A 22,886-nucleotide genomic window follows, 5' to 3' on the forward strand; every position below is an offset into this window, starting at 1 on the left:
CCCCTATTTTTTATACCTTAATAAAAATTCCGATCCATGGACTTAATTAACGACCTCAAAAGTGCAAAAATCATTACCGACAATGAAGGCGCAAGAATATCAAACTTCTTGAATAAACAAACTACGCAACATCCATTGTCACCTCTTAATACCTTGTATTATTTTTTCTTAAACAGAGATTCAGAAGAAATAAATACGAATGTTGGGATTGTTGTTGTAGCAGAGGAATCAGCACCATTGTCTTCCGATGAGCAGAATAGTAAAGAGGTAATTGCCTTTTTAGAAATCTTATTAAAATATGAACTGATCGATGGGGATATAAATCGTAAGCTGCATGAAGTACTGAAACATTCCATTCTAAACGAATTTTACATCCTACATCTGGCAAATGAACTACTCAAATTACAAGAAACATTTACCACAGAAAACCAGTTAGAATTTGCTCAAACGCTTAATCAAAGTTTTTCCAATCACTTAATTGCCGGAATGTTGGATCATGAGGAGCAGCAGAGATTGCAAGCAGATATAACGGAGAACAAGGTTCAAAGCTATTTCGATTTCTTTAAGTACTCCAGGTTTTGCAAAATTCTGGATCTGTTGCAATATCCGGATGGTCATGAAAAACTACTTGCAGACCTTACCGAAATTATAAATACATTAACCTACACCATCTTTAAAATTGAGGAAATTACATTCTCAACAAGTGATTTTTCAGGCATTCCTGTTCATCATCCTAAGAAATGGACAATAAACATTAATACTGGAGAGGAAATCCATCAATTTGAATATTCAGTTATTTTCATATCGGAAATTCCTGAACTTAAGCGGGGTTATGATCAAACCCTTGTTAAAAACATACTCCAATCTGTGAATTCCCTGCTTGCTGATTTTAATTGCAGCTACAGGTTTACTTCTCTCATCTCGAAATTGCCCGGCCTCCTATTTCCTGAGCACAACCATAAGCTAATCATTTGCAGAGTAGATCGGGAAAATTATCAGATATTTGATTTCTGCAACCTGGAAAAAAGATTTCTATATAATGATCCTAGTCTCAATTTTCAGCTGCCACTTTCCTATAAACACATAGCTTACACAATTCACCATTTTAAAGAAAGTGGGATTTTTTCAAATCTAAGCGAGGCAGAGGTTACTAAACATTTTGCGGATGTTTACAAAAAAAAACATCACATCCCTGCCGAAATCTTAACAGACTTCCCCGAACTTGTAATTCCTGTAATTACAGATCCTCTACCAGGTAAAAAACCATATAAGGAGTTTCTCGAAAATCTAAATCGCATCTCCAAAGGGATATTAAATTTTTCAAATATTGAAGACGAATTCCCTAATTATGAACTTGAAGCTTACTATTCTCCAGGGGAATTCAAAGTCTCATTTGAAATAGATGAAGAACGGCACGAATTTATTTGCAATTATCTTGAAATGGGGTTTAATAATCCGGTTATCTATAAGGTAATAGAAATCATCAGCCAAAACTATCCCGACTATCAGTTAATCAGGGTGCCAACAAGCCGTATATACCATAACCTTTACCTCTTCACACAAAAAGAGTCCGTCTCCTATCTGGAATCCATAAGGTTACTTTAGCACTTCCTTACTTTTCAATTAAAAAACTTTTATGATTTTTCCCTAGCTTTGTACCATGGCAACACAATTAAAGAACCTGTCTGATTTTTCTCATACAACAGTACCGAACGGAAGCGCTTTTAAGATAGCTATAGCAGTAGCAGAATGGAACGCAGAAATTACCGGAAGTTTATACAATGGCGCTTTGGAAACACTAACTAAGCATGGTGTTGCCCAAGAGAATATCCGATCAATTGCAGTACCAGGTAGTTTTGAGCTAACATCCGCAGCTGATTTGCTTTTACAAAAACATAAAGATCTTGATGCGGTTATTTGCCTTGGCTGTGTAATTCAGGGTGATACCAAACACTTTGACTTCATTTGTGATGCAGTTGCAAATGGCATCACTCAGGTAAGTGTTAAACATAGCAAGCCCGTAATATTTGGTGTATTAACTACTAACAATCAGCAACAGGCTATAGACAGAGCAGGGGGCAAACACGGGAATAAAGGAGATGAGGCTGCTATTACCGCCTTAAAAATGGCTGAGCTTTTGGCAACAGTCTAAAATTACTTTGATACTTTCTTCGAAAAGCTGTAGATTAGAAGAATATATCAATTAAAGACCATACAGATGAAGAAAGTAGCTATTTTATTACTTGGCGTATTTTTTGCCATATCTGTTTTAGAAGCATGTTCTAATAGGCTTTGCCCAGCTTACAATTCGTATCCGGAAGGCAAGAGAAGAAGATGATAACTAAGGCTAAACTTTAGAAAGATATTAGATGCAGTGGAAAAACATTACTGATTTAACTCAAATCAGCGAAATAAAACAAAAAGAAGGTTACAGTTTAATTTTTAAACACAGTACCCGCTGTTCGGTTAGCTCTATGGCTAAACGACGCTTCGAATTGGACTGGGAAGTACTACCAGCAGATACTTCACTGTATTTTCTGGACCTGATCAGCTATCGCGATATTTCTGCAGAAATAGCTGAAACTTTTCAAGTACATCATGAATCTCCTCAAATCCTTTTGATCAAAGATGGAGACTGTATTCTAGATGCTTCCCATAGTGACATCTCTGCAGACGAAATTGCAGAAGTGATCAACAACTAGCAAATCTACTTTAGAAGTTAAAAGAAGCCCTTTTCGGAGATGCTAAGCGTATGCCTTATATCGGCGTTACACGTTGTTTATGAACAGCTTACACACTGTTCATGCACTCTTTTATTGTTTAACTATCGTATGATCACTGTATAAACCCCAATACAAATCTGATTACCAGTCATTTGCATAGGGCTAAAAAATAACATTACATCACGTAAACATTTCATTTTTGCAACAATTCAAACCTATTGCTTAACTTTGCACCATGATCGCACTTCCGGTTGTTTCAGAAAACCCAGCACAACGTAAACCAGATTGGCTTAGAGTAAAGCTTCCTGTTGGTAAAGAATATGCACAAGTCCGTAGTCTTGTAGACACTCATAAGCTACATACGATCTGCGAAAGTGGTAATTGCCCTAATATGGGCGAATGCTGGGGTGCTGGTACGGCTACCTTTATGATTCTGGGAAATATTTGTACACGTTCCTGCTCATTTTGTGCTGTGGCTACAGGCCGACCTTTAGCAGTTGATTTGGACGAGCCAAACCGCGTGGCCAACTCTGTTAAACTAATGCAGGTAAAACATTGCGTTATTACTTCGGTAGACAGAGATGATCTAAAAGATGGTGGTTCAATTATCTGGGCTGAGACGCTACAGGCCATTAGAAGAGAAAGCCCTGAGACTACTCTTGAAACACTTATTCCAGATTTCAGAGGGGTATGGGATAACTTATACCGTGTACTGGAAGAAAGACCTGAAGTGATGTCGCACAATGTTGAAACGGTTAGACGTTTAACAAAACAAGTGCGTATCCAGGCAAAATACGATAGAAGTTTAGAATGTTTGAAACGTATTTCGGAGTTTGGATTAAGAACTAAAACAGGCATTATGCTTGGCTTAGGAGAAACAGAGGATGATGTTTTAGAAGCAATGGATGACCTGGTAGCTAATGGAGTCCATATATTAACATTGGGGCAGTATCTGCAACCTACACGCAATCATCACCCTGTGATAGACTGGATTCATCCAGATCAGTTTGCTAAGTATAAAGAAATAGGCTTGGCTAAAGGATTAAGGTACGTAGAAAGTGGCCCTCTGGTACGTTCTTCTTATCACGCAGAGAAACATTTATTTGATTTTTAACTTTCGGTTAATTAAAAACAAATTCTCCTTTCATCTTGTTGTAGTTTCTGTATATTAGCAAACCCTTGGGAACTACAAAAAAAATATCGCTATCTGAAGAAGAGCTGGTTAGTAAACTGAAAAGTCGGGATACTATAGCTGTTCAGGCATTGTATGACATGTACTCTGGTGCACTGCTAGGTGTTATCTCAAGGATTATTCAGCAAACTGAAGTAGCCGAAGATCTGTTACAAGAAACCTTTATAAAAATCTGGAACTCTGCAGATAGCTACAACAGCTCTAAAGGTCGACTATTTACATGGATGATGAACATTGCGCGCAACTTAGCTATAGACAAGTTACGCTCAAAAGATTTTAAAAATTCAGGTAAAAACCAAGATATAGAAAATAACGTAGATTTCATTGACGCACAAAAAGAAGTTACCTTTAATGCGGATATTCTGGGGATTAAGGATATGGTTACCGCGCTTAAACCCGAATTTAACGATGTACTAAATATGGTGTATTTTAAGGGGTACACACACGTAGAAACGGCAGAAGAATTAAATTTACCATTAGGTACTGTGAAAACACGTATCAGAATGGCTATTATGGAATTAAGAAAGCATTTTAACTAAAGTGGAAGAAGTAAAAGCATACATTGAATCAGGCATACTTGAACTTTACGTTCTGGGGCAATTGAATGCTCAGGAGCAGAAAGAAGTTGAAGCAATGGCATCAAAATATCCTGAAGTAAAACAGGAAATTGAGGCCATTGAGATTGCTATGGAACAATATGCGCTTGAAAATGCGATAAGCCCTTCTATTGATCTGGAAAGTAAAATTCTTGAAAAAATAGGTTTCTCTAAAAGTCCGGGGAAAACCGAACCTTTACCAGAGCCGGTTAAGGTAATTGAACCGATAAAAGAAACGGTAATAGTACCATTGCATACCGCTTCTTATGAGTCTAAAATAAAATCGCTACGAATTGCACTTGTAGCTTGTATTGCGCTTTTAGTAGTAAGCATTGTTGCACTTTACTCTGCACACAATCAATTAGGTGATGCAAAAGACCAGATTGCTGCTTTAAACCTCAACAACGAGAAATTTACAAGCACTGTGAATTTCATGAAGCAAAGCAATGCTGATCTGCAAAAGATCATTGATATGAACAATGACCCGGATTGGAAAACCGTAAAACTAGCAGGGACTGTTATGGATCCGAAGGCTAAAATGACGGTTTACTGGCATGCCAAAGGTAAGCATGTGATGGTCGATAATTCTAAAATGGATTTACCTGCCAATGATCAGCAACATCAATATCAACTTTGGGCTATCGTAAATGGCAAACCTGTTGATTTAGGCGTATTTGATGTTAAAGCCGATTCTACTCATATCCTTGTAGCCATGAAAGAAATTGGCTCTGCGGCTGCATTTGCAGTAACGCTAGAGAAAAAAGGTGGTAGCGTAAGCCCTAGCATGAATCAAATGATTGTAATAGGCAATGTTTCGATCTAATAATTTTAACCGAGGAAATCTTTTACAGTTTTCGGAAGTTGCATTGCAACCTGTGACGCAGTTACGTTAAAAACATCTGCAGCCAAATCATCGCCTGCCTTGCCGTGAAAATAACATCCTAATATTGCGGCATCCTTAGCAGGATAACCTTGTGCAACATATGCTGTAATTATTCCGGTAAGTACATCACCCATACCACCCTGCGCCATTGCCGGATTACCTGTGGAATTAATAAGTACTTCGCCTCGCTGGCTCACAATAAAAGTATATTGGTTTTTAAGCACAATAACTATCCCAAGCTGTATCGCCTTTTTTCGTGCGGTCTGTAACCTGTCCCACCAATTTGTATGCTTGCCAAATAAATTGTCAAATTCCTTTAGGTGGGGTGTTATTATGGAATGTTTTTCTATTACAGCTAACAGATCCGGACGCAGTGCTAATATATTCAAAGCATCTGCGTCAGCAATAAAGTCTCTTTTTAGGGCAAATAACTGCGCCAGTGTCTGTACAGCCTTTGCTCCTTTACCCAAACCAGGGCCTATAGATATGGCATTATACTTAGTTAATGCTTCATTTTTTAGTAGCGCCTTTCTTTTCACAAACATTACTTCCGGCAGAGAGGTATTTAACGCCACCAGACCGCTTTCGGGCATTGAGGTAGTAGTTAATCCTGCTCCTGCATAAAGACAGCCCTTAGAGGCCAGCAAAGCAGCCCCCATAGTTTGGGGCGCGCCTGCAATAATTAATGCATGCCCATAAGTGCCTTTATACGAAAATGCTGTTCTTTGTTTAAACAATTTTTTGATATCATCAGATTGTATAAGGCGATAAGGAGATGTTTCTTCTTCTTTAGTATTTTGTTTGCCCAGACCCGTTCCTACAACCTGCACTTTGCTGTGCGGATCAGAATCTGGAATGAAAGAATCTAAAAAGATAGCCATATGCTTAAAGTCCCATTTCTTTTTTCAAAAACTTACCGGTAAGGCTTATTGGATTTTGAATTAATCCTTCTGGCGTACCCTCAAAGATAATTCTGCCTCCACCTATGCCACCTTCTTCACCAAGATCAATAACCCAGTCGGCAACTTTTACAACATCCAGGTTATGTTCAATAACCAGTACTGTATTTCCCTTTTCAACCAATTCATTTAGCACACCTAACAATACATTGATATCTTCAAAGTGCAAACCTGTTGTTGGCTCATCAAGAATGTAGAAAGTTCTTCCTGTATCTTTTTTAGAAAGTTCAGTCGCCAGTTTTACACGCTGTGCTTCTCCTCCTGATAAGGTTGTTGATGATTGCCCAAGGGTGATATATCCTAAACCAACATCTGTAAGTGTTTTAATTTTGCGATAGATAGCAGGCATGTTCTCAAAAAAGTCACATGCTTCTTCTATACTCATGTCCAATACATCACTAATAGATTTACTTCTATAACGTACTTCGAGCGTCTCGCGGTTATACCTTTTTCCTCCACACTCTTCACAGGGCACCTGTACATCCGGCAGGAAGTTCATTTCTATAACTTTCATGCCTCCGCCCTGACAGGTTTCGCAGCGCCCCCCCTTTACATTGAAAGAGAAGCGCCCTGGCTTATAACCTCTTATCTTGGCTTCGGGCAACTGAACGTACAGATTTCTGATATCTGAAAATACACCTGTATAAGTAGATGGATTAGAACGCGGCGTACGACCGATAGGCGCCTGATCTATTTCAATTACTTTATCTATTTCTTTTAAGCCATTTATCTTTTCGTATGGAAGCGGATGTTTCTTTGCTCTAAAGAAATGATGATTTAATATTGGGTACAGTGTTTCGGTAATTAGACTCGATTTGCCACTGCCAGATACTCCGGTTACAGCTATAAACTTGCCTAAAGGAAAATCAACTGAAACATCCTTTAAATTGTGTCCGCTTGCCTTAATGATGGAAAGCTTGTGTCCATTTCCTTTTCTGCGTTTAGCAGGCACCTCTATCCCCTTTTTACCATTCAGGTAAGCGGCAGTTAACGTATCTGATTTTAGAATTTGAGCCGGTGTACCCTGGGCAACAATTTGTCCTCCATGGGCTCCCGCTGCGGGTCCTACATCTATTACGTGATCTGCTTCCAGAATCATGTCCTTATCGTGTTCTACAACCAGCACCGTATTACCAAGATCCCTCAGGTTCTTTAGTGCGCCTATTAAACGCTCATTATCACGCTGATGTAAACCAATACTAGGCTCATCTAAAATATACATTACGTTCATCAGCTGCGACCCAATCTGGGTAGCCAGCCTTATCCGTTGCGCCTCGCCACCTGAAAGCGTACGTGCAGTACGATCTAATGACAGGTAATTTAAACCCACGTCTGTAAGGAAACCTAATCTGGCACGTATCTCTTTAAGAATCTCTTTGGCAATAATGTTTTGTCGCTCAGTAAGTCTGCTCTCCACATCAACATACCAGTTTTTAAGGCTGATGATGTCCATTTCGGCAAGCTCAAATATGTTCTTGCCATCAATTTTAAAGTTCAGGCTCTCTTTCTTTAAACGCGCTCCATTACATACAGGGCAGGTCTTTAATTTACGGAAGCTCTCCATATCATCAACTCCTCCCTCGCCTTTCCGCTCTTGCTGCTCCTCTAACAGTTTAATAATTCCATCAAATGAGATTTGATAGTTCTGCACGTTCCATTTATTATATTCTACGGCTACACTTAGCAATTCCTGAGTACCATTTAAAAGAATATTAATATTCTCTTCTCCAAGTTTTTCAAGAGGAGTTGAAAGTGAGAAGTTATATTTTTTTGCAAGCGCTTTCAAAACCTGAAACACCCAAACTTCACGGTATTCGCCTAACGGGGCTAATCCGCCATTTAGAATACTTAGCTTGGGATTAGGCATTACAGATTCTTTATCTATTACAAAGATGTACCCTAAACCATCACAATTCTCGCAAGCTCCATAAGGAGAGTTGAAAGAAAAACTATTTGGCTGCGGTTCATCGTAAGAAATACCGGTTGTTGGGCACATTAAAAAACGACTGAAGTGAGACACATTGTTAGCCTTATCACTTATTTTAATGATTCCCTTTCCTAAACGCATAGCGGTTTGGAGTGAATCCTGAAGTCGCTTAATATCTTTTCTATCTATTACAAGTCTGTCTACAACAATTTCTATGTCATGGATTTTGTACCTGTCCACCTGCATTTTAGGTGTAATATCCTGTATATCGCCATCGATACGTACTTTCACATATCCTTGTTTACGGATTTGCTCAAAAAGTTCACGATAATGGCCTTTACGACCTTTAACAACGGGCGCCAGAATATTTACCGGCATATCATCAAACTTCTTGAAGATGTTGTTAAGGATCTGGTCTTCGCTCATGCGCTCCATCTTCTCACCTGTATTGTAAGAAAAGGCATCAGCTGCGCGGGCGTAAAGTAAACGCATAAAGTCATAGATCTCAGTAATTGTTCCTACTGTGGATCTTGGGTTTTTGCTTGTGGTTTTTTGTTCTATCGCAATAACCGGACTTAAGCCCGAGACTTTATCTACATCTGGCCTTTCCATTCCACCCATAAACTGGCGCGAATAGGCACTAAAGGTTTCCATATACCTGCGTTGCCCCTCGGCATAAATGGTATCAAATGCCAGAGACGACTTACCGCTCCCACTTAAACCTGTAATTACAACAAGCTTATTTCTGGGAAAGGAAACATCTATATTTTTAAGGTTATGCACCCTGGCACCATACACTTCTACATCTTTTTGCTCGCCCAGGTCAATGGTATTTTTGCTCATATATATATTAAAAACAATATGGATATCTGATGATTAAGATAACAATTTTAAAGGCACAAAGGTAAGCCATTATAAGGAAAGATTATCTATTTACCAAACTATGGTTGTGTCATTTTCTGTAGGATGACCTGTACAGACCAGCACCCTGCCGGCAGCAATTTCATCGTCCATTAAAATTTCGTTATAATCCATACGTACACCGCCTTTAACACAATTTGCAGTACAAGTACTGCAAATGCCGGCCTTACAGCTGTAGGGCACATCTATATTCTGTTCAAGAGCGGCGTTAAGTATAGTTTTATTATAGGGCACCGAAAGTCGATACTCCTGCCCTTTTAAGTTTAGGACAACGGAGTAAGTAGTAGTATCCTTTATTTCTTTTTCTGTAGTATCGTCTTCATCAACTTCATCCTCTGGCATTACAAAGGTTTCCCTTTTGATCTGACTGATATCGAACCCTAAGTTAAGCAGGGTAATGCGACAAGTAACCATGTAATCTATTGGCCCGCAGGTATAGAACAAAGCATCCTTTTTATCAAACTCCATGTATTCCTTAACTATCTTTTCTATAAGAAATACATTTAACCGGGCCATCATCAGATTCTGCGATTGGCTGGATACGTAGATAATCTTAAATCTATCCGAATAATTATTCTGCAGCTCGTTAAGCCCCTCATAAAAAAGTGTCTCGTCAGCAGAGCGGCTACTATATATAAGGATGAGCTTCGACTGGCTTTCTTTTACAAGCGCAGTTTTAATAATAGAGAAAAGAGGTGTAATGCCTACCMNCTRMGMYMRRAAGARMRWCNGTKYWKTTTAGCTCATCTTGCGGTGGGTAAGTAAACAAACCATTCGGATGCATTGCGTAAAGGATATCTCCAACGGCTGTTCTGTGATGCAATAGTCTCGATATTTCACCGTTTTCTACCCGTTTTATAGCAATAGCAAGTGGTTCATCAACATCAGGAGAACTGCATAGAGAATAGGACCTCCTGAGCTCTTTTCCTTGAATGTCAAAAACTAATGTTAAAAATTGGCCGGCTAAGTATTTTGGTTTTAATCCATCCAAAACATCGAATGTAAGAACCAGCGTTTCCCCCGGACCATACTTCATATCTTGTATACACAGTTTCATCACTCCCATCATAGGGCAGTAAATTAGTAATTTTCATATAAAACAAAAAGCCGTTCCAATAATTTGGAACGGCTTTCCCCATTTGCACGTGTCTTTTCTCTTTCTAATTTATAGAGCTTTGGGCATTACCCTCGTTCAAAGCTAATAATGCCTTTGGAGCTTTATAGCCATGACGAACAGGATCTTCCACTATCTCTTTCATGGAAATCAATTTATAAACATAACCACCTGTTTCGCGGTTTAATCTCATTTTGAAATAATTATCCTGATTTTGTCTGTTTATTTGTCGTCTCATGTGGCCATCGCCTACATTATAGGCTGCGGCAACCAGCGTCCAACTATCAAAAATCCCATAAAGCTCTTTGATGTATTTAGCGGCTGCTATAGTTGATTTACGTAAATTCTGACGCTCGTCTACTCTTGAGTTAACTTTTAAACCGTATGTACGGGCAGTTGCAGGCATAAATTGCCAAAACCCTGAGGCACCTCTTGGTGACACCCCCGCTTTTAATCCTGATTCTACTAAAGGAACATATTTAAAATCCTCTGGAATGCCGTAAGCGGCAAGGATTGGTTCTATCACAGGAAACCATTCTGCCGCTTTTCTATGCAGGCGATTGGTCTGTAAATTATCGAAGCTAAATTCAGCTAGAACTCTCTTCATTTTGCGTTCCACTTTGGCATCCCCTAGTGGTAGTGTTTCTTCTGCGAAACTCAATTTAGCCATCAGAGATAATGGCTTTTCATTTTGTGTTACTGTTGTATCTTTTGTTGTTGTTTTTTCTTCTTTTGAAAGACTTTTTGCTGCTTGGGGCATGTTGTAAGCAAACACTTTTGCCATAACCAGTAATGAAATTATTACCGTACATGTTATTATGTGTTTCTTTATCATTTTCCTCCTTTTTTTGGTTAATAATATAAAACGCCTGCAAACATACGACATATTGACCTAATTATCAAGCTTTTATGAAAAACACTTCCAAAATCGAGGTTTAAACCGCCGTGAGGCTAGATTTTTTGGTTCAGGTTGCTCAAGAGAAAAAATGCCAAAAACTAAGCTTTTTCGACTCCAAAACCAACCATTAAAATCAACAAAACCAATCGATAAAGGAGCTTCGCATTTTCCGAAATATTACGGTTTACCTACACTTAAAATTGTGAATTAGAGCAATTTTAAGTAAGTTTGCACCCGCATAAATTATGCGGTTAAAAGCGTATCATGATAAAAAACAACAACAGGAACAGTCGGGATGACAAGTCCAAACCGGGAAACCGAAGCACAACTGGCAAAAGACCAAGTGGAACAGAGAGTTCTTACAAAGGAAAAAGCAAGTTTGATGATAGAGGGGGAAAAGATGATAAATTTGGTGCGTCGAAAGACTTTAAGCCAAGAACACCAAGAGACGGAGACAGCAACAGAGACTATAAGCCAAGAGAGGGCGACAGAAAGGATTTTAAACCTAGAGGAGGAAAAGACGGAGATTCGAGAGGCTTTAAACCAAGAACTGAAAATGACTCAAAAGATTTCAAATCAAGAGGCCCAAGAACTTCGGGTAGTGATTTCAAACCAAGAACACCAAGAGATGGTGATTCAAAAGGCTTCGCCCCTAGAGGTGCAGCAGGTAAAGACTTTAAACCAAGAACACCAAGAGACGGAGACAGCAGAGACTACAAACCAAGAGCCTATAAAGAAGGTAGCTCAAGAGAAACTCCTCCAGGCGAAAAAACTCGCAGTTACATAAAGAAAGATAATTTTAGTCCTACTGGCGATAAGCCTTTCAGGAAATTCGATGATAAAAAAGGGCAATCGTCCAGAAGTACTGACAGCAGACCATTCAGAAAAAGAGAGGGAGATGGTCCGAAATCAGACTTTCAATCTCGCCCCGATCGTGCAGAGCGCGGCGGACGTCCTGAGCGTTTCGATAAAGAAACGGTTATGCGTAGCAGGAAATCTCCTGTTATAAAAGATGACGGCTTAATTCGTTTAAACAGATACATTGCAAATTCAGGAATTTGTTCTCGTCGTAAAGCCGATGAACTTATTGCTGCTGGTGTAGTTTCTGTTAATGGGGTAGTTGTTTCTGAACTAGGGCAGAAAGTTGATCCTTCGAAAGATGAGATCCGCTATAACGGTGAATTGTTAAAACGTGAGAAAAAGGTTTATGTTCTATTAAACAAACCTAAAGATTATATCACTACTACTGATGATCCACAGGAACGCAGGACTGTTATGCAACTTGTTGAAAAGGCGAGCAGAGAACGGATTTATCCTGTTGGAAGATTAGATCGCAATACGACTGGTTTGTTATTAATGACAAACGATGGTGATCTTGCCGACAAACTATCTCACCCTAAAAATGGTATTACAAAAATCTATCACGTTGAATTAAGCAGAAGTTTAAGTCAGGGTGATTTGAATAAAATTCAGTTTGGGATTGAACTTGAAGATGGTATAATTAAACCAGATTCAGTATCTTACGTTGCCGGTGGTACCAAGCGTGAAGTTGGTATCCAGATCCATAGTGGAAAAAACAGAATTGTGCGCAGGATTTTTGAACACCTGGGCTATGATGTAGTTAAACTGGATAGAGTAGTTTATGGTAATTTAACCAAGAAAGATCTTCCACGTGGAAGATGGCGCTTCCTTGAAGAACATGAATTAATCCAGATCAAACATCTGATTAAATAATTTAAACATGAAAAAATTTTTCCTTTTACCCATTATCCTTTTAGCGATGCAGAGTTGTGCACAGAAAAATGATTACAATTTAATAATTGGAACATATACCAATACGGGTAAAAGCGAGGGAATTTATACTTATGACTTTGACACCAATACTGGTGAATCTAAACAACTAACTGTTACAAAGGGGGTTGAAAACCCAAGTTACCTTACCTTAAGTGCCAATAACAAATTTGTTTACGCTGTAAACGAAACGGGCAAAACAAGTGCGGTAAGCGCCTTTAGTTTTGACGCAGCAAAAGGTAATCTCAAGCTTCTAAACAAACAGGCTACGAATGGTGATGACCCTTGTTATATTATTGCTGATGAGAAAAATGTAATCTCTGCCAATTATTCTGGAGGTAATGCTTCTGTTTTTGGTATTGAAAGCAATGGTTCATTAGGTGCAATAAAACAAATTGTACAGCATTCTGGGAAAAGCGTTAATAAAGACAGACAAAATAGTCCTCATGTACACATGGTATTCTTTACACCAGATCATAAATATTTAATTATTAATGACCTTGGAACAGATAAGGTTTACTTATATAATTACAATATCAATGGGACTAATGATGTTCTTACACCTCATGATAGCGTAGCAATAACTCCTGGTGCCGGACCAAGACACATCACTTTTAGTAAAGATGGTAAATACGCATACCTGATTCACGAAATGGATGCCGGAATAACAGTTTTTAGCTATACTAATGGCTCGCTAGAAAAAATACAGGAAACTAAAATAACTGAAGACGGGTTTAGCGGAGAAAATGGCGGTGCTGATATTCATATCTCTCCCGACGGGAAATTCCTATATGCCAGCAACAGGGGAAGTGAAAATAAAATCACTTTCTTTGCCATTGAAAAAGGTGGTCTGCTAAGCAAAAGAGGTCAAATCAGCACTTTAGGGAAAGGCCCAAGAAATTTTGCAATTGATCCTACCGGAAAGTACTTGTTGGTTGCTCATCAATATACAAATGATGTAGTGGTATTTGAACGTGATACACAAACAGGTGAATTAAAAGATACAGGAAAAAGAATTGCTGTTGGAGCTCCGGTTTGTCTGGTATTTGCACCTAAAAAATAAAGAGAAAATCAACAGTAAAAGAGGGTGATAATTTGATTACCCTCTTTTACTGTTAAAACTGCTTGATAAATAATTATACCGCTTTTAGCTTATGCTGTGTTTCAATAACTTTGTTATAATAGTTAATGTAAGCCGGCAATATTTTCTTAAGATCAAAGTCTTTTGCTCTTGTTAAAGCATTTTCTTTGAACTGCTTTAAAATCTCATCATTCTCCAGGAYAYGAMKYKCTTTTNRAAGCCATATCATCAATATCACCAACATTGCTCATATACCCGCAAAAGCCGTCAATATTCAATTCCGGTAATCCACCTGCATTTGAAGTAATGGCTGGAACTTTGCAAGCCATAGCCTCAAGTGCTGCCAAACCAAAACTCTCAGACTCTGAGGGCATTAAAAACAAATCAGAAACAGAAAGAATTTCTTCTATGGCATCTTGTTTTCCTAAGAACCGAACATGTTCACAAATCCCAAGGTTTCTACAAAGCTGCTCATCATATGCTCGTTCCGGTCCATCACCTACCATCAATAATTTCGAAGGAATTTTAGCTTGAATCTTTTGGAACATTCTAATCACATCAGCCGTACGCTTTACTTTTCTAAAGTTTGAGGTATGAATTAATATGCGTTCGTTATTAGGGGCAATAGCTTTTTTAAAATGATCTTTTGGCTTTAAACTAAATCTTGAAAAATCAATAAAATTTGGAATAACCTGAATCTCATTAGTAATTTCGAAATGCTTCTCTGTATCATCCTTTAAGCTTTGCGAAACAGTTGTAACTCCATCCGATTTATTGATAGAGAAAGTTACTACCGGCTTATAGGTAGGGTCTTTACCAACAAGCGTAATATCTGTACCGTGCAGCGTGGTTACAAATGGAATGTTAATACCATAAGTTTCCAAAATCTGCTTTGCCATAAATGCAGCAGATGCATGTGGAATTGCATAATGAACATGCAAAATGTCCAGTTTTTCAAAACGTACTACATCCACCAGTTTACTGGCTAATGCGGATTCGTAAGGTGCATAATCGAATAATGGATAGTCTCTAACTGAGACTTCGTGATAGAATAAGTTCTCAGAGAAAAAGTCTAGCCTGGCCGGCTGACTATATGTGATGAAATGTACCTGATGACCCTCGTCGGCAAGCGCTTTGCCTAATTCAGTGGCAACTACACCACTACCTCCAAAAGTCGGGTAACAAACGATACCTATTTTCATGAATATTTTTTTACGATGCAAAGTACACTACTTAAATTGAGCTTTGTGTTAAACAATTGCAATTATTTAAGTTTTTGATCGGTTCAAAAGATTCGATTTAGGATTTCATCTCTGCTTGTATCACCAAATACATTTCATTAGGTCTTTGCGTACCAATGTAATATTCAAATCCATCAGTATCAGTAAGCACAACAGCATCTTTTCCGGATGAATAAAAGCGAATGCTTCCCTTACGATGAAGATTATAAACCGGATTATTGAATAAGTAATTACTATAAGTATCTTTTCTTACTTTAACTATTGAATTCAAATCTATTTCTACTCTTTTAGCAGACCACAAACCGTCTATTATGATTTTCTTATTCTCAATAATTGTTTTGTATTGAATCAGAAAAAGCAACGCTATTGAAACTCCGATGATACCAAATCCAACTACAAGAAATAAATCCTGGGTATTATCTCTATCTCGTTCATATACATAGGCAGCAAAGCAAAATGCAGCCATAACTAACCGGATACAGATCCTGATATAATCACGTCCTATGTACTGTTTTTCAAAAAAAGCGTAGCGGTTGCTCATTTATGTAAATTTCAATAAAGTTACTTTTTTTTTATTTCCGTAACACCTCTATCTCAGTTAAGATTGTTTAAAAAATGTAATATGATTATTTCAGATCGAATATAGCCACTTTTTTTGTTGCCGATGTCACCTTGTATCTGTCGTCTTGCCTCATACCGCCCAGCCAGATAATTTCGCCGTTTCCATTTATCAGAATAGGAACATCAGCCTTCTCTACAAGTGGAATTTTCTCATCAATAAAAAAATCACTTAACTTTTTAAAGAATTTCATACCAAGTGGCATAAATTTATCACCAGATTGCCAGGGACGTACCACTAAAGGAAACATCAGCTTATCAGCATCTACAAATGCCCTTTTGGTATCCTTTTCAAAATATGGCTTAGCTATGAAAGACATTAAAATCTTATAATGGGACAGATTTACACTTTGATCATTAATATGAATAAATGCCAATTGCTGATTTCCTTTAATAATAGGGTTTAATATTAAATCATCCCTATCAATGGTAATTCTATGAGAACTGCTATAGAAAGAGGTGCCACTCTGCTTATTCAGTGCTTGCAGTAGCTCTATCACTACAAGTTCAGAGAAGCCAAAGGGCTTAAGCAGTTCAAAAATCAACAAACGTTGGGGCGTCAATGCTTTGACCTTGGCAATTGACAAGTGCAGGCTATTTTGCTTTTCGACAAGCAAGTCGTCCCTTAATTGGGAAACTGCTTTTTGCAGCACAAGCTCTGTTTCGGCAAATCGTTGAATGTTTTGTTCAAATGTTTGCTCAAGGTTAGGGTTAATCTCTTTAAGACGAGGGATAACCTTTAGACGAATTCTATTACGGGCATAGTCTACAGATAAATTTGAGCTATCTTCTACAAAATCAATATTATGATTTGCTATTAATTCATTGATTTGCTCACGCGAAAGAAATAGCAAGGGCCTGATGAGCTTATCTCTTTTAGAAAAAATGCCATGTAATCCAGCTATCCCCGTTCCCCTGGTTAAATTTAACAATACGGTCTCCATGGCATCATCCTGGTGCTGTGCAAGAGCAATGAAATTGTAGTTATTAGATTCCCGAATCTCTTCGAACCAATTGTACCGTAAATCTCGCGCGGCCATCTGGGTAGATATTTTATGCGCTACTGCGTAATCTTTAGTTTTGAAATGGGTTACATGAAGTGGCACTTCCAAAGAATTAGCAAGCATTCGTACAAAGTTTTCGTCTCTTTGAGACTCATCTGCTCTTAAATTAAAATTACAGTGTGCTATACCAAAATCAAAACCAGCGAGTTTAAAGAGATGGGCCATTAAAACAGAATCCTTCCCTCCGCTAACAGCAAGCAATATCTTGTCACTGGCAGCGAAGAGTGAATTATGGCTGATAAAATCCTTAAAGTTTTGAATGGGTAACATCTTTCAAAAATATTTAATTAAAATGGTAAGCAAAAAACTAACTTTGTAAAGTGCAGAAAATACGCTTTTTCATTATCTTTTTCATGTTTCCTTTCTCTTTGCTAGCGCAACAGAGAACCAAGATTATTTTGAAGGATGCCAGAATTGGAAATACAGATGGAAAGAAAAATATTTCTTATCTGAAGTTCCCGGTATTTAGTCATGAAAATGCTACCTTAACTTGCGACAGTGCCGTTTTTTATCAAAATGACAATGTTTTTGAGGCATTTAAAAACGTCCATATTAATCAGGGAGATACCATAAATATCTATTCTGATCACTTAACATACAATGGAAATACTAAAATTGCGCACTTAACCAGTAATGTGCGTATGATCGATAAGGAGTCCGTTCTTACCACTAATGTGCTTGACTACAATATGGCCACCAAGGTTGGAACATATGTAGAAGGGGGCAAAATTGTCAATAAGGATGTGACGCTAACGAGTAAAAACGGATATTACTTTTCTAATAGCCGGGATTCTTACTTTCGTTATAATGTGGTAGTAGTAACACCACAAAGCACTATTAAATCAGATACATTAAGATACAATACCCTTACTAACTGGACCTATTTTTATGGCCCTACAAATATAAAAGGTAAAGAAGACAACCTATACACCGAAAACGGTGCATATAACACCAAAACTGAATATGCTTATTTTGGTAAAAAGAACTTATACACCAATGGGACTAAATCTTTAAAAGGAGATAGTTTATACTACGATGGCATTGCAGGATATGGTAAGGCTGTTAGGAATATCATCTTTAAGGATACTGCCGACAAAACGGTTCTTTATGGGCAATTGGGTTATTACTACAAAATAGACGAGCGTGCTGTTGTAACCAAAAATGCTTATGTAGGTATGGGTACAAAAGACTCCATAACGGTAAACAACAAGTTACAGCCAGATAGTTTATGGTTAGGTTCAGATACTTTAGAGACTCAAATGGTACTTCAAAAAACATTGAAGCTGATTGAATCACCGGTACTCAAAAAGAATAATGAGCTTGGTGATCCTGAAAAACCACAAAAGAATAATGCATCACAAGCACCCGGAATGACTGCCGAGGAAATTGGGATAACAAAGAAATCAGAAAAAAAAGAAGCAAAAGAAAAGGCAAAAACGGCTAAAAAAGATAACAAAAACACAAAGCCGACTGATTCTACGGCAATTAAAGCAGTTAAAGATAGTCTGCTAACAAAGGTTTCTTTACCCAAGGATAGCCTTTCGAAGGATAGTATTGCTCAAAAGAAGCCCGATACCCCGTTAATTAAGGATTCTTTAAATACGGCAAAAGCCCCCATCAAAGCTATAAAAACGGATATTTCAGGTAAAAAAACCGATAGCTTAAGCAAAAAGGCCGACAGCCTGGCAAAACCAGGAAATGTAGTAAAGAAGATTGACGCCACCATTAAGACCACCGATAGTTTAGTAAAGAACCCCTTGGATACAGTAAAAACACGTTCCATTAAAGCTTATCATAATGTAAGGGTTTACAAATCCAATATGCAAGCTAAAGCGGATTCTCTATTTTATACCAGTGCCGATTCTACTTTAAGGTGGTATGGAGATCCTATTTTATGGTCTCAGAACTCTCAACAAACTGGAGACACGATTTACCTTCGCTTAAAAAACAATAAGCTTAATACACTACAGGTAATTGATAATGCATTTCAGGTGAATGTAAATGCGGATTCCGCAAGGTTTAACCAGATAAAGGGGAAGCTCATTACTGCTTTCTTTAAAGATGGTGAATTAAGCACTATGTTTGTGGATGGAAATGCAGAAAGTGTTTATTATAACAGAGGGAAAGACAGTGTATACACCGACATGAACCAAACCGTAAGCAGTAGAATAAAGATCTTGTTTAAAGACAAAGAAATAAGTCATATACTTACTGTTAAAGAACCCGAAGGAATCAGGGTACCCATTACGGAACTAAAAGAAGATGTTTTATTAACAGGATTTACATGGAAACCTGAACTTAGGCCGCTTTCTAAAAAGGAAGTAATAAGTGGGAAACCTAGAACAAAGCCTGCAGCATCTAAAACTCCGGCAGCAGGGACAAAAAAACCTAGAGTCCCAATAGGTAAAGCACCCAATAAAGCTGAAGTAGCCAAAAAAGGATTAATTAAAGCTGCTTTGAAAGAGGTTGTTAAGGCTGCCTCCAAAATTGATTCAGCCGCAATAGACTCAGTGAAAGCTATTATAGCACCAATTAAGAACTTACCCTTAAAGCCCGATACCAGTAAGAAACCTGATACTGCTAAAAAAATTACACCTGCTCCTTTAAAAAAGCAATAAGCTTTTTCATCGCAATAGCCCTGTGACTGATCTCATTTTTTTCGGTCATACTCATTTGCGCAAAGGTCCTATCGTAGCCAATAGGCATAAATATTGGGTCATAACCAAATCCTTCATCTCCAATTGGAGTTTGTGTAATGTGGCCATAAATAACTCCTTCAAAAAGATAGTTCTTATTATTTTGGTTTAAAGAAATAACTGTCTTAAAATGGGCCTTTCTATTCGCTTTGCCCTCCATCTTTTTCAGTACAAGATTAAGGTTTTCAAGATCATCTCTAACTCCTGAATACCTGGCCGAATAGATTCCAGGTTCGTTATCCAATGCATCAATCTCCAATCCGCTATCATCAGCAAAACAATCCAACTTAAAATTTTCAGTTACATAACTGCTTTTAAGCTCCGCATTCTCTGCAAATGAGTTCCCGGTTTCAGGGATATCCACATCGCAGCCAATATCTTTAAGATTTAAAACTTTATATTGATTTACAAGGAGTTTACCAATTTCTTCTGTTTTATGCTTATTGTTGGTAGCAAACACCAATTCAGGTAAAATCATAGTCCCAGTTGCCTTAAACTACCCCATAGCACCTTTTTTCCATTTGCATCTTCATCAAGTTTTTGGAGAGCCGAAGAAAATATCAGCTTTACCCCTCCTTCAGTTACTACCGTGTTTTCAGGATGGTTCTTTAATCCAAGTTGCTGAGGCGAAACACCAAATGCAAATACAATAACACTCGAAAAACGCGTCTTCAATTGCTCATAGGTTGCTTCTTTATATTTGGCATAGTTTAATAGCGCGAAATCACTAGCTGTCAGATTTATTGATTTTACGATCTTTCTTAACAACTCTCGCCCCTTTTCATCGCTAACATCATTATAATCATCGTATACCAAAATCAGGATATTACGGTTATTGTTACCTAAAAATTTAAACTCAGGCTGTTCTTTAACTAAAGGGATTATTGGTTCATTAACAATTAAAGGCTGCGCAGGGGAGGCAGCTTCAGCTTTCACATAAGCTTGTACTTCTTCATTTAATGTACCCTCAGGCTCCTTAACCAGGTAAATATCATCTGTAAAAAATAAACGTAGACCTTCTCCGTCAGTTGTAAGTTGGCTCACCATTAATGATAATTTTATTGAAAATCTTTTTTCTGTTAAAATTAGTTAAATATCTCATTATAGTACCTTTATTTATTACTTTTATGCCTTAAAATTATATACCATAAGTCTTTTGTGAGAAAAGTTTACTGTTCCATTATCATCAGTCTTTTTATTACCGGTGCATTTGCTCAAAATGTGGCTGTAGTTAATGGAAAACCAATAAGCAATAAAGAGTTTATGTGGGTCTATAAAAAAAATCATTCCGGCAACGGAAATGCGACGGATGAAGATTTGCAGGCTTATCTAACCCTATATATAAACTTCAAACTTAAGGTCACTGAAGCTCGGGAGTTGGGTCTGGATAAGGACACAGCTTATCTTGCTGAGGTGAAAAACTATGAACACGCATTGCGTACACAGAAAAGAATATCGAAAACAAAACCAGAATATCTTTTCATAATGAATGAATATAAAGAGGCGGTTTTAATGTTTAATATCTCTGAAATAAAGGTATGGAACCAGGCGCAGAATGATGAAAATCAGCTCCGCATTTTTTATGATAAAAACAAAAGCGTTTATTTGCAAAGTTCTTTTGATGAGGTTAGAGGGCAGGTAGTCACAGATTATCAGCAGGAACTGGAGAATGAATGGATAAAAACACTAAGAAAAAAATACCCTGTGAGGATTAATCAGGAAGAGATAAGAAAATTGGCTAAACCATAAACTACACGCCAATAGCACAGATAATATTAGATTTGCAAAAAGAATATAATTGAACAACCATAGAATGAGGAAATTTTTAGTAACAGCAAGCGGATTGATTTGTTTGTTTTTCAACGTACAGGCTCAAAAGAAAAATATAGATAAAGTTGTTGCTGTATTGGGTAATAACATCATTTTACTATCAGATTTAAATCAGCAATATGCGCAATACTTAAATTCAGGAAATCCTGATGACGATAAAGTAAAGTGCTATATATTGCAACAAATGCTTGCACAGAAACTACTTAAACAACAAGCGGAGATTGACTCTGTTGTAGTTGAAGAAGCCCAGGTTGATGAAGAGGTTGAAAAACGTATGCGTTATCAGATTCAGCGCGCAGGTGGTCAAGAAAGATTGGAACAGTTTTTAAATCGCTCTGTTCTCCAGTATAAAGATGAAATCAGACCTGACATTAAAGAGCAGTTGATTTCTAATAAAATGCAGCAAAAAATAACTCAGGATGTAAACATTACACCAATTGAGGTTAAACGTTATTTTGATTCTTATCAAAAAGATAGCCTTCCTGATATTCCTACTGAATTTGAAGTTGGAGAAATTGTACTTCATCCAAAACTTACAAAAGCAGAAAAGCAAAAATTCTATGATAAAATTGATGCATTAAGGTTAAGAGTGAAAAGTGGTGAGGATTTTGCATTCCTTGCTAAATCTTATTCTGAAGATACAGGTTCCGCTGCTGAAGGTGGTGACCTTGGGTTCTTCGATCGTACCAGAATGGTGAAAGAATTTACAGCTTGGGCATTTAAACTAAAACCAGGTGAAATGTCGCCGGTATTTGAATCAGAACACGGCTTCCATATTCTTCAGGTTATTGAACGGCGCGGAGAACAGGTTCAGGCACGCCATATTCTTATACGTCCGGAAACTACACCAGCCAGTTTAGAAAGAACTAAATTACAAGCCGATACCATTTATAAAAACATCATAGAGAAAAAACTTCCATTCTCTACAGCTGCTTCATTATATTCTGACAACAAAGAATCTCAATATAACGGTGGTATGATATTATATGCAGACAACGTTACTGCCAGAACCACATTTATCCCAGCTGATAAACTTGATCCAAAAGTATTTGTTGTTGTTGATACAATGAAAGTAGGCGAAGTCTCTCAGCCTGTTTCTTTTACAGATCCTGATGGCAAACAAGGATATAAGATTCTTTATTTAAAATCTAAAATCCCGCCACATAAAGGAAACCTGGAACAGGATTATTCTAAATTCAAAGAGAAAGCACAACAGAATAAAATCGATAGAATGCTAAGTGAATGGTTCGAAAAAAGAAGAGAAAACACTTACATCAGAATTGACGAAGACTATGACGATTGTGATGAATTGAAAATTTGGACTAAAAATTCAACTGCTAAAAAATAACGCG

At 37.6% G+C, this 22,886-nt stretch carries 19 protein-coding genes and 2 pseudogenes; 11 read left to right on the plus strand and 10 right to left on the minus strand.

The window, feature by feature from the left end:
* The first annotated feature begins 36 nt into the window (after positions 1-36).
* The 6 genes from N824_RS23190 (at position 37) to N824_RS23215 (ending at position 5,334) form a co-directional block, all read left to right on the plus strand.
* Positions 37-1,605 carry a hypothetical protein gene (locus N824_RS23190; RefSeq protein WP_048907490.1) on the plus strand — a complete coding sequence of 523 codons (1,569 nt, stop codon included), beginning with the start codon at positions 37-39 and terminating at the stop codon, positions 1,603-1,605.
* A gap of 55 nt (positions 1,606-1,660) precedes the next feature.
* Positions 1,661-2,152 (plus strand): 6,7-dimethyl-8-ribityllumazine synthase, encoded by a 492-nt coding sequence (ribH, locus tag N824_RS23195; RefSeq protein WP_048907491.1) that lies wholly within the window; start codon positions 1,661-1,663, stop codon positions 2,150-2,152.
* Positions 2,153-2,369: 217 nt separating this feature from the next.
* Positions 2,370-2,702: a bacillithiol system redox-active protein YtxJ gene (ytxJ, locus tag N824_RS23200; protein ID WP_048907492.1), complete on the plus strand. Its 333-nt coding sequence runs from the start codon at positions 2,370-2,372 to the stop codon at positions 2,700-2,702.
* A gap of 256 nt (positions 2,703-2,958) precedes the next feature.
* Positions 2,959-3,837, plus strand: coding sequence for a lipoyl synthase (lipA, locus tag N824_RS23205; RefSeq protein WP_048907493.1), 879 nt, complete (start codon positions 2,959-2,961; stop codon positions 3,835-3,837).
* Between the two features lie 65 nt (positions 3,838-3,902).
* Positions 3,903-4,454 (plus strand): RNA polymerase sigma factor, encoded by a 552-nt coding sequence (locus tag N824_RS23210; protein ID WP_048907494.1) that lies wholly within the window; start codon positions 3,903-3,905, stop codon positions 4,452-4,454.
* Position 4,455: 1 nt separating this feature from the next.
* A complete protein-coding gene (locus tag N824_RS23215; protein WP_048907495.1) occupies positions 4,456-5,334 on the plus strand; it encodes an anti-sigma factor domain-containing protein in 879 nt (292 codons plus the stop codon).
* A 5-nt stretch (positions 5,335-5,339) separates the two neighbouring features.
* Here the strand turns inward: N824_RS23215 and N824_RS23220 are convergent, their stop codons facing one another.
* The 5 genes and pseudogenes from N824_RS23220 to N824_RS23235 all read right to left on the minus strand — a co-directional run bounded on the left by N824_RS23220 (position 5,340) and on the right by N824_RS23235 (position 11,150).
* Positions 5,340-6,275 (minus strand): NAD(P)H-hydrate dehydratase, encoded by a 936-nt coding sequence (locus tag N824_RS23220; RefSeq protein ID WP_048907496.1) that lies wholly within the window; start codon positions 6,273-6,275, stop codon positions 5,340-5,342.
* A gap of 4 nt (positions 6,276-6,279) precedes the next feature.
* Positions 6,280-9,123, minus strand: a complete 2,844-nt coding sequence (gene uvrA / locus N824_RS23225; RefSeq protein ID WP_048907497.1) for an excinuclease ABC subunit UvrA — start codon at positions 9,121-9,123, stop codon at positions 6,280-6,282.
* A gap of 90 nt (positions 9,124-9,213) precedes the next feature.
* Positions 9,214-9,903, minus strand: coding sequence for a flavin reductase family protein (locus tag N824_RS35220; RefSeq protein WP_306413929.1), 690 nt, complete (start codon positions 9,901-9,903; stop codon positions 9,214-9,216).
* A pseudogene (locus N824_RS35225) lies at positions 9,878-10,270 on the minus strand (FAD-binding oxidoreductase). Before N824_RS35225 ends, N824_RS35220 begins: the two are co-directional and overlap by 26 nt.
* Positions 10,271-10,361: 91 nt before the next feature.
* Positions 10,362-11,150 (minus strand): lytic transglycosylase domain-containing protein, encoded by a 789-nt coding sequence (locus N824_RS23235; protein ID WP_048907498.1) that lies wholly within the window; start codon positions 11,148-11,150, stop codon positions 10,362-10,364.
* A gap of 327 nt (positions 11,151-11,477) precedes the next feature.
* Between N824_RS23235 and N824_RS23240 the strand changes: the two genes are divergently transcribed.
* Complete coding sequence (locus N824_RS23240) at positions 11,478-12,947, plus strand: pseudouridine synthase (RefSeq protein ID WP_048907499.1); 1,470 nt, start codon at positions 11,478-11,480, stop codon at positions 12,945-12,947.
* Between the two features lie 7 nt (positions 12,948-12,954).
* Positions 12,955-14,067, plus strand: a complete 1,113-nt coding sequence (locus N824_RS23245) for a lactonase family protein (protein ID WP_048907500.1) — start codon at positions 12,955-12,957, stop codon at positions 14,065-14,067.
* Between the two features lie 73 nt (positions 14,068-14,140).
* Here the strand turns inward: N824_RS23245 and bshA are convergent.
* The 3 genes and pseudogenes from bshA to tilS form a co-directional block, all read right to left on the minus strand.
* Positions 14,141-15,287, minus strand: a pseudogene (gene bshA / locus N824_RS23250) (N-acetyl-alpha-D-glucosaminyl L-malate synthase BshA).
* 97 nt (positions 15,288-15,384) lie between these two features.
* Entirely contained in the window at positions 15,385-15,867 is a 483-nt protein-coding gene (locus tag N824_RS23255) for a hypothetical protein (protein ID WP_048907501.1), read from the minus strand.
* 85 nt (positions 15,868-15,952) lie between these two features.
* A complete protein-coding gene (tilS, locus tag N824_RS23260) occupies positions 15,953-17,278 on the minus strand; it encodes a tRNA lysidine(34) synthetase TilS (RefSeq protein ID WP_048907502.1) in 1,326 nt (441 codons plus the stop codon).
* A gap of 50 nt (positions 17,279-17,328) precedes the next feature.
* On the opposite strand from tilS, the gene N824_RS23265 reads away from it, so the two are divergent.
* On the plus strand, positions 17,329-19,626 hold the full coding sequence (locus N824_RS23265) for an OstA-like protein (RefSeq protein ID WP_052334252.1): 2,298 nt from the start codon (positions 17,329-17,331) through the stop codon (positions 19,624-19,626).
* On the opposite strand, the gene rdgB is transcribed toward N824_RS23265, so the two are convergent.
* Positions 19,598-20,182 (minus strand): RdgB/HAM1 family non-canonical purine NTP pyrophosphatase, encoded by a 585-nt coding sequence (gene rdgB / locus N824_RS23270; protein WP_048907504.1) that lies wholly within the window; start codon positions 20,180-20,182, stop codon positions 19,598-19,600. The genes N824_RS23265 and rdgB overlap by 29 nt on opposite strands.
* Positions 20,179-20,751 carry a hypothetical protein gene (locus tag N824_RS23275; protein ID WP_048907505.1) on the minus strand — a complete coding sequence of 191 codons (573 nt, stop codon included), beginning with the start codon at positions 20,749-20,751 and terminating at the stop codon, positions 20,179-20,181. Before N824_RS23275 ends, rdgB begins: the two co-directional genes overlap by 4 nt.
* 111 nt (positions 20,752-20,862) lie before the next feature.
* Here N824_RS23275 and N824_RS23280 point away from each other — a divergent pair, with 111 nt between their 5' ends.
* Together N824_RS23280 and N824_RS23285 are read left to right on the plus strand one after the other, a co-directional pair.
* Entirely contained in the window at positions 20,863-21,453 is a 591-nt protein-coding gene (locus tag N824_RS23280; RefSeq protein ID WP_048907506.1) for a hypothetical protein, read from the plus strand.
* Between the two features lie 64 nt (positions 21,454-21,517).
* Entirely contained in the window at positions 21,518-22,882 is a 1,365-nt protein-coding gene (locus N824_RS23285; protein WP_048907507.1) for a peptidylprolyl isomerase, read from the plus strand.
* Positions 22,883-22,886: the final 4 nt, after the last annotated feature.

Origin of the sequence: Pedobacter sp. V48 (genome assembly GCF_000523515.1) — a bacterium.
Classification (GTDB): Bacteria; Bacteroidota; Bacteroidia; order Sphingobacteriales; family Sphingobacteriaceae; genus Pedobacter.

Bases quoted from the DNA above. Each gene is read 5' to 3' on its own strand.
- N824_RS23190 (WP_048907490.1), top strand. From the start codon at position 37: ATGGACTTAATTAACGACCTCAAAAGTGCAAAAATCATTACCGACAAT.
- ribH (WP_048907491.1), top strand. From the start codon at position 1,661: ATGGCAACACAATTAAAGAACCTGTCTGATTTTTCTCATACAACAGTA.
- ytxJ (WP_048907492.1), top strand. From the start codon at position 2,370: ATGCAGTGGAAAAACATTACTGATTTAACTCAAATCAGCGAAATAAAA.
- lipA (WP_048907493.1), top strand. From the start codon at position 2,959: ATGATCGCACTTCCGGTTGTTTCAGAAAACCCAGCACAACGTAAACCA.
- N824_RS23220 (WP_048907496.1), bottom strand. From the start codon at position 6,275: ATGGCTATCTTTTTAGATTCTTTCATTCCAGATTCTGATCCGCACAGC.
- uvrA (WP_048907497.1), bottom strand. From the start codon at position 9,123: ATGAGCAAAAATACCATTGACCTGGGCGAGCAAAAAGATGTAGAAGTG.
- N824_RS23235 (WP_048907498.1), bottom strand. From the start codon at position 11,150: ATGATAAAGAAACACATAATAACATGTACGGTAATAATTTCATTACTG.
- N824_RS23240 (WP_048907499.1), top strand. From the start codon at position 11,478: ATGATAAAAAACAACAACAGGAACAGTCGGGATGACAAGTCCAAACCG.
- N824_RS23245 (WP_048907500.1), top strand. From the start codon at position 12,955: ATGAAAAAATTTTTCCTTTTACCCATTATCCTTTTAGCGATGCAGAGT.
- N824_RS23255 (WP_048907501.1), bottom strand. From the start codon at position 15,867: ATGAGCAACCGCTACGCTTTTTTTGAAAAACAGTACATAGGACGTGAT.
- tilS (WP_048907502.1), bottom strand. From the start codon at position 17,278: ATGTTACCCATTCAAAACTTTAAGGATTTTATCAGCCATAATTCACTC.
- rdgB (WP_048907504.1), bottom strand. From the start codon at position 20,182: ATGATTTTACCTGAATTGGTGTTTGCTACCAACAATAAGCATAAAACA.
- N824_RS23275 (WP_048907505.1), bottom strand. From the start codon at position 20,751: ATGGTGAGCCAACTTACAACTGACGGAGAAGGTCTACGTTTATTTTTT.
- N824_RS23285 (WP_048907507.1), top strand. From the start codon at position 21,518: ATGAGGAAATTTTTAGTAACAGCAAGCGGATTGATTTGTTTGTTTTTC.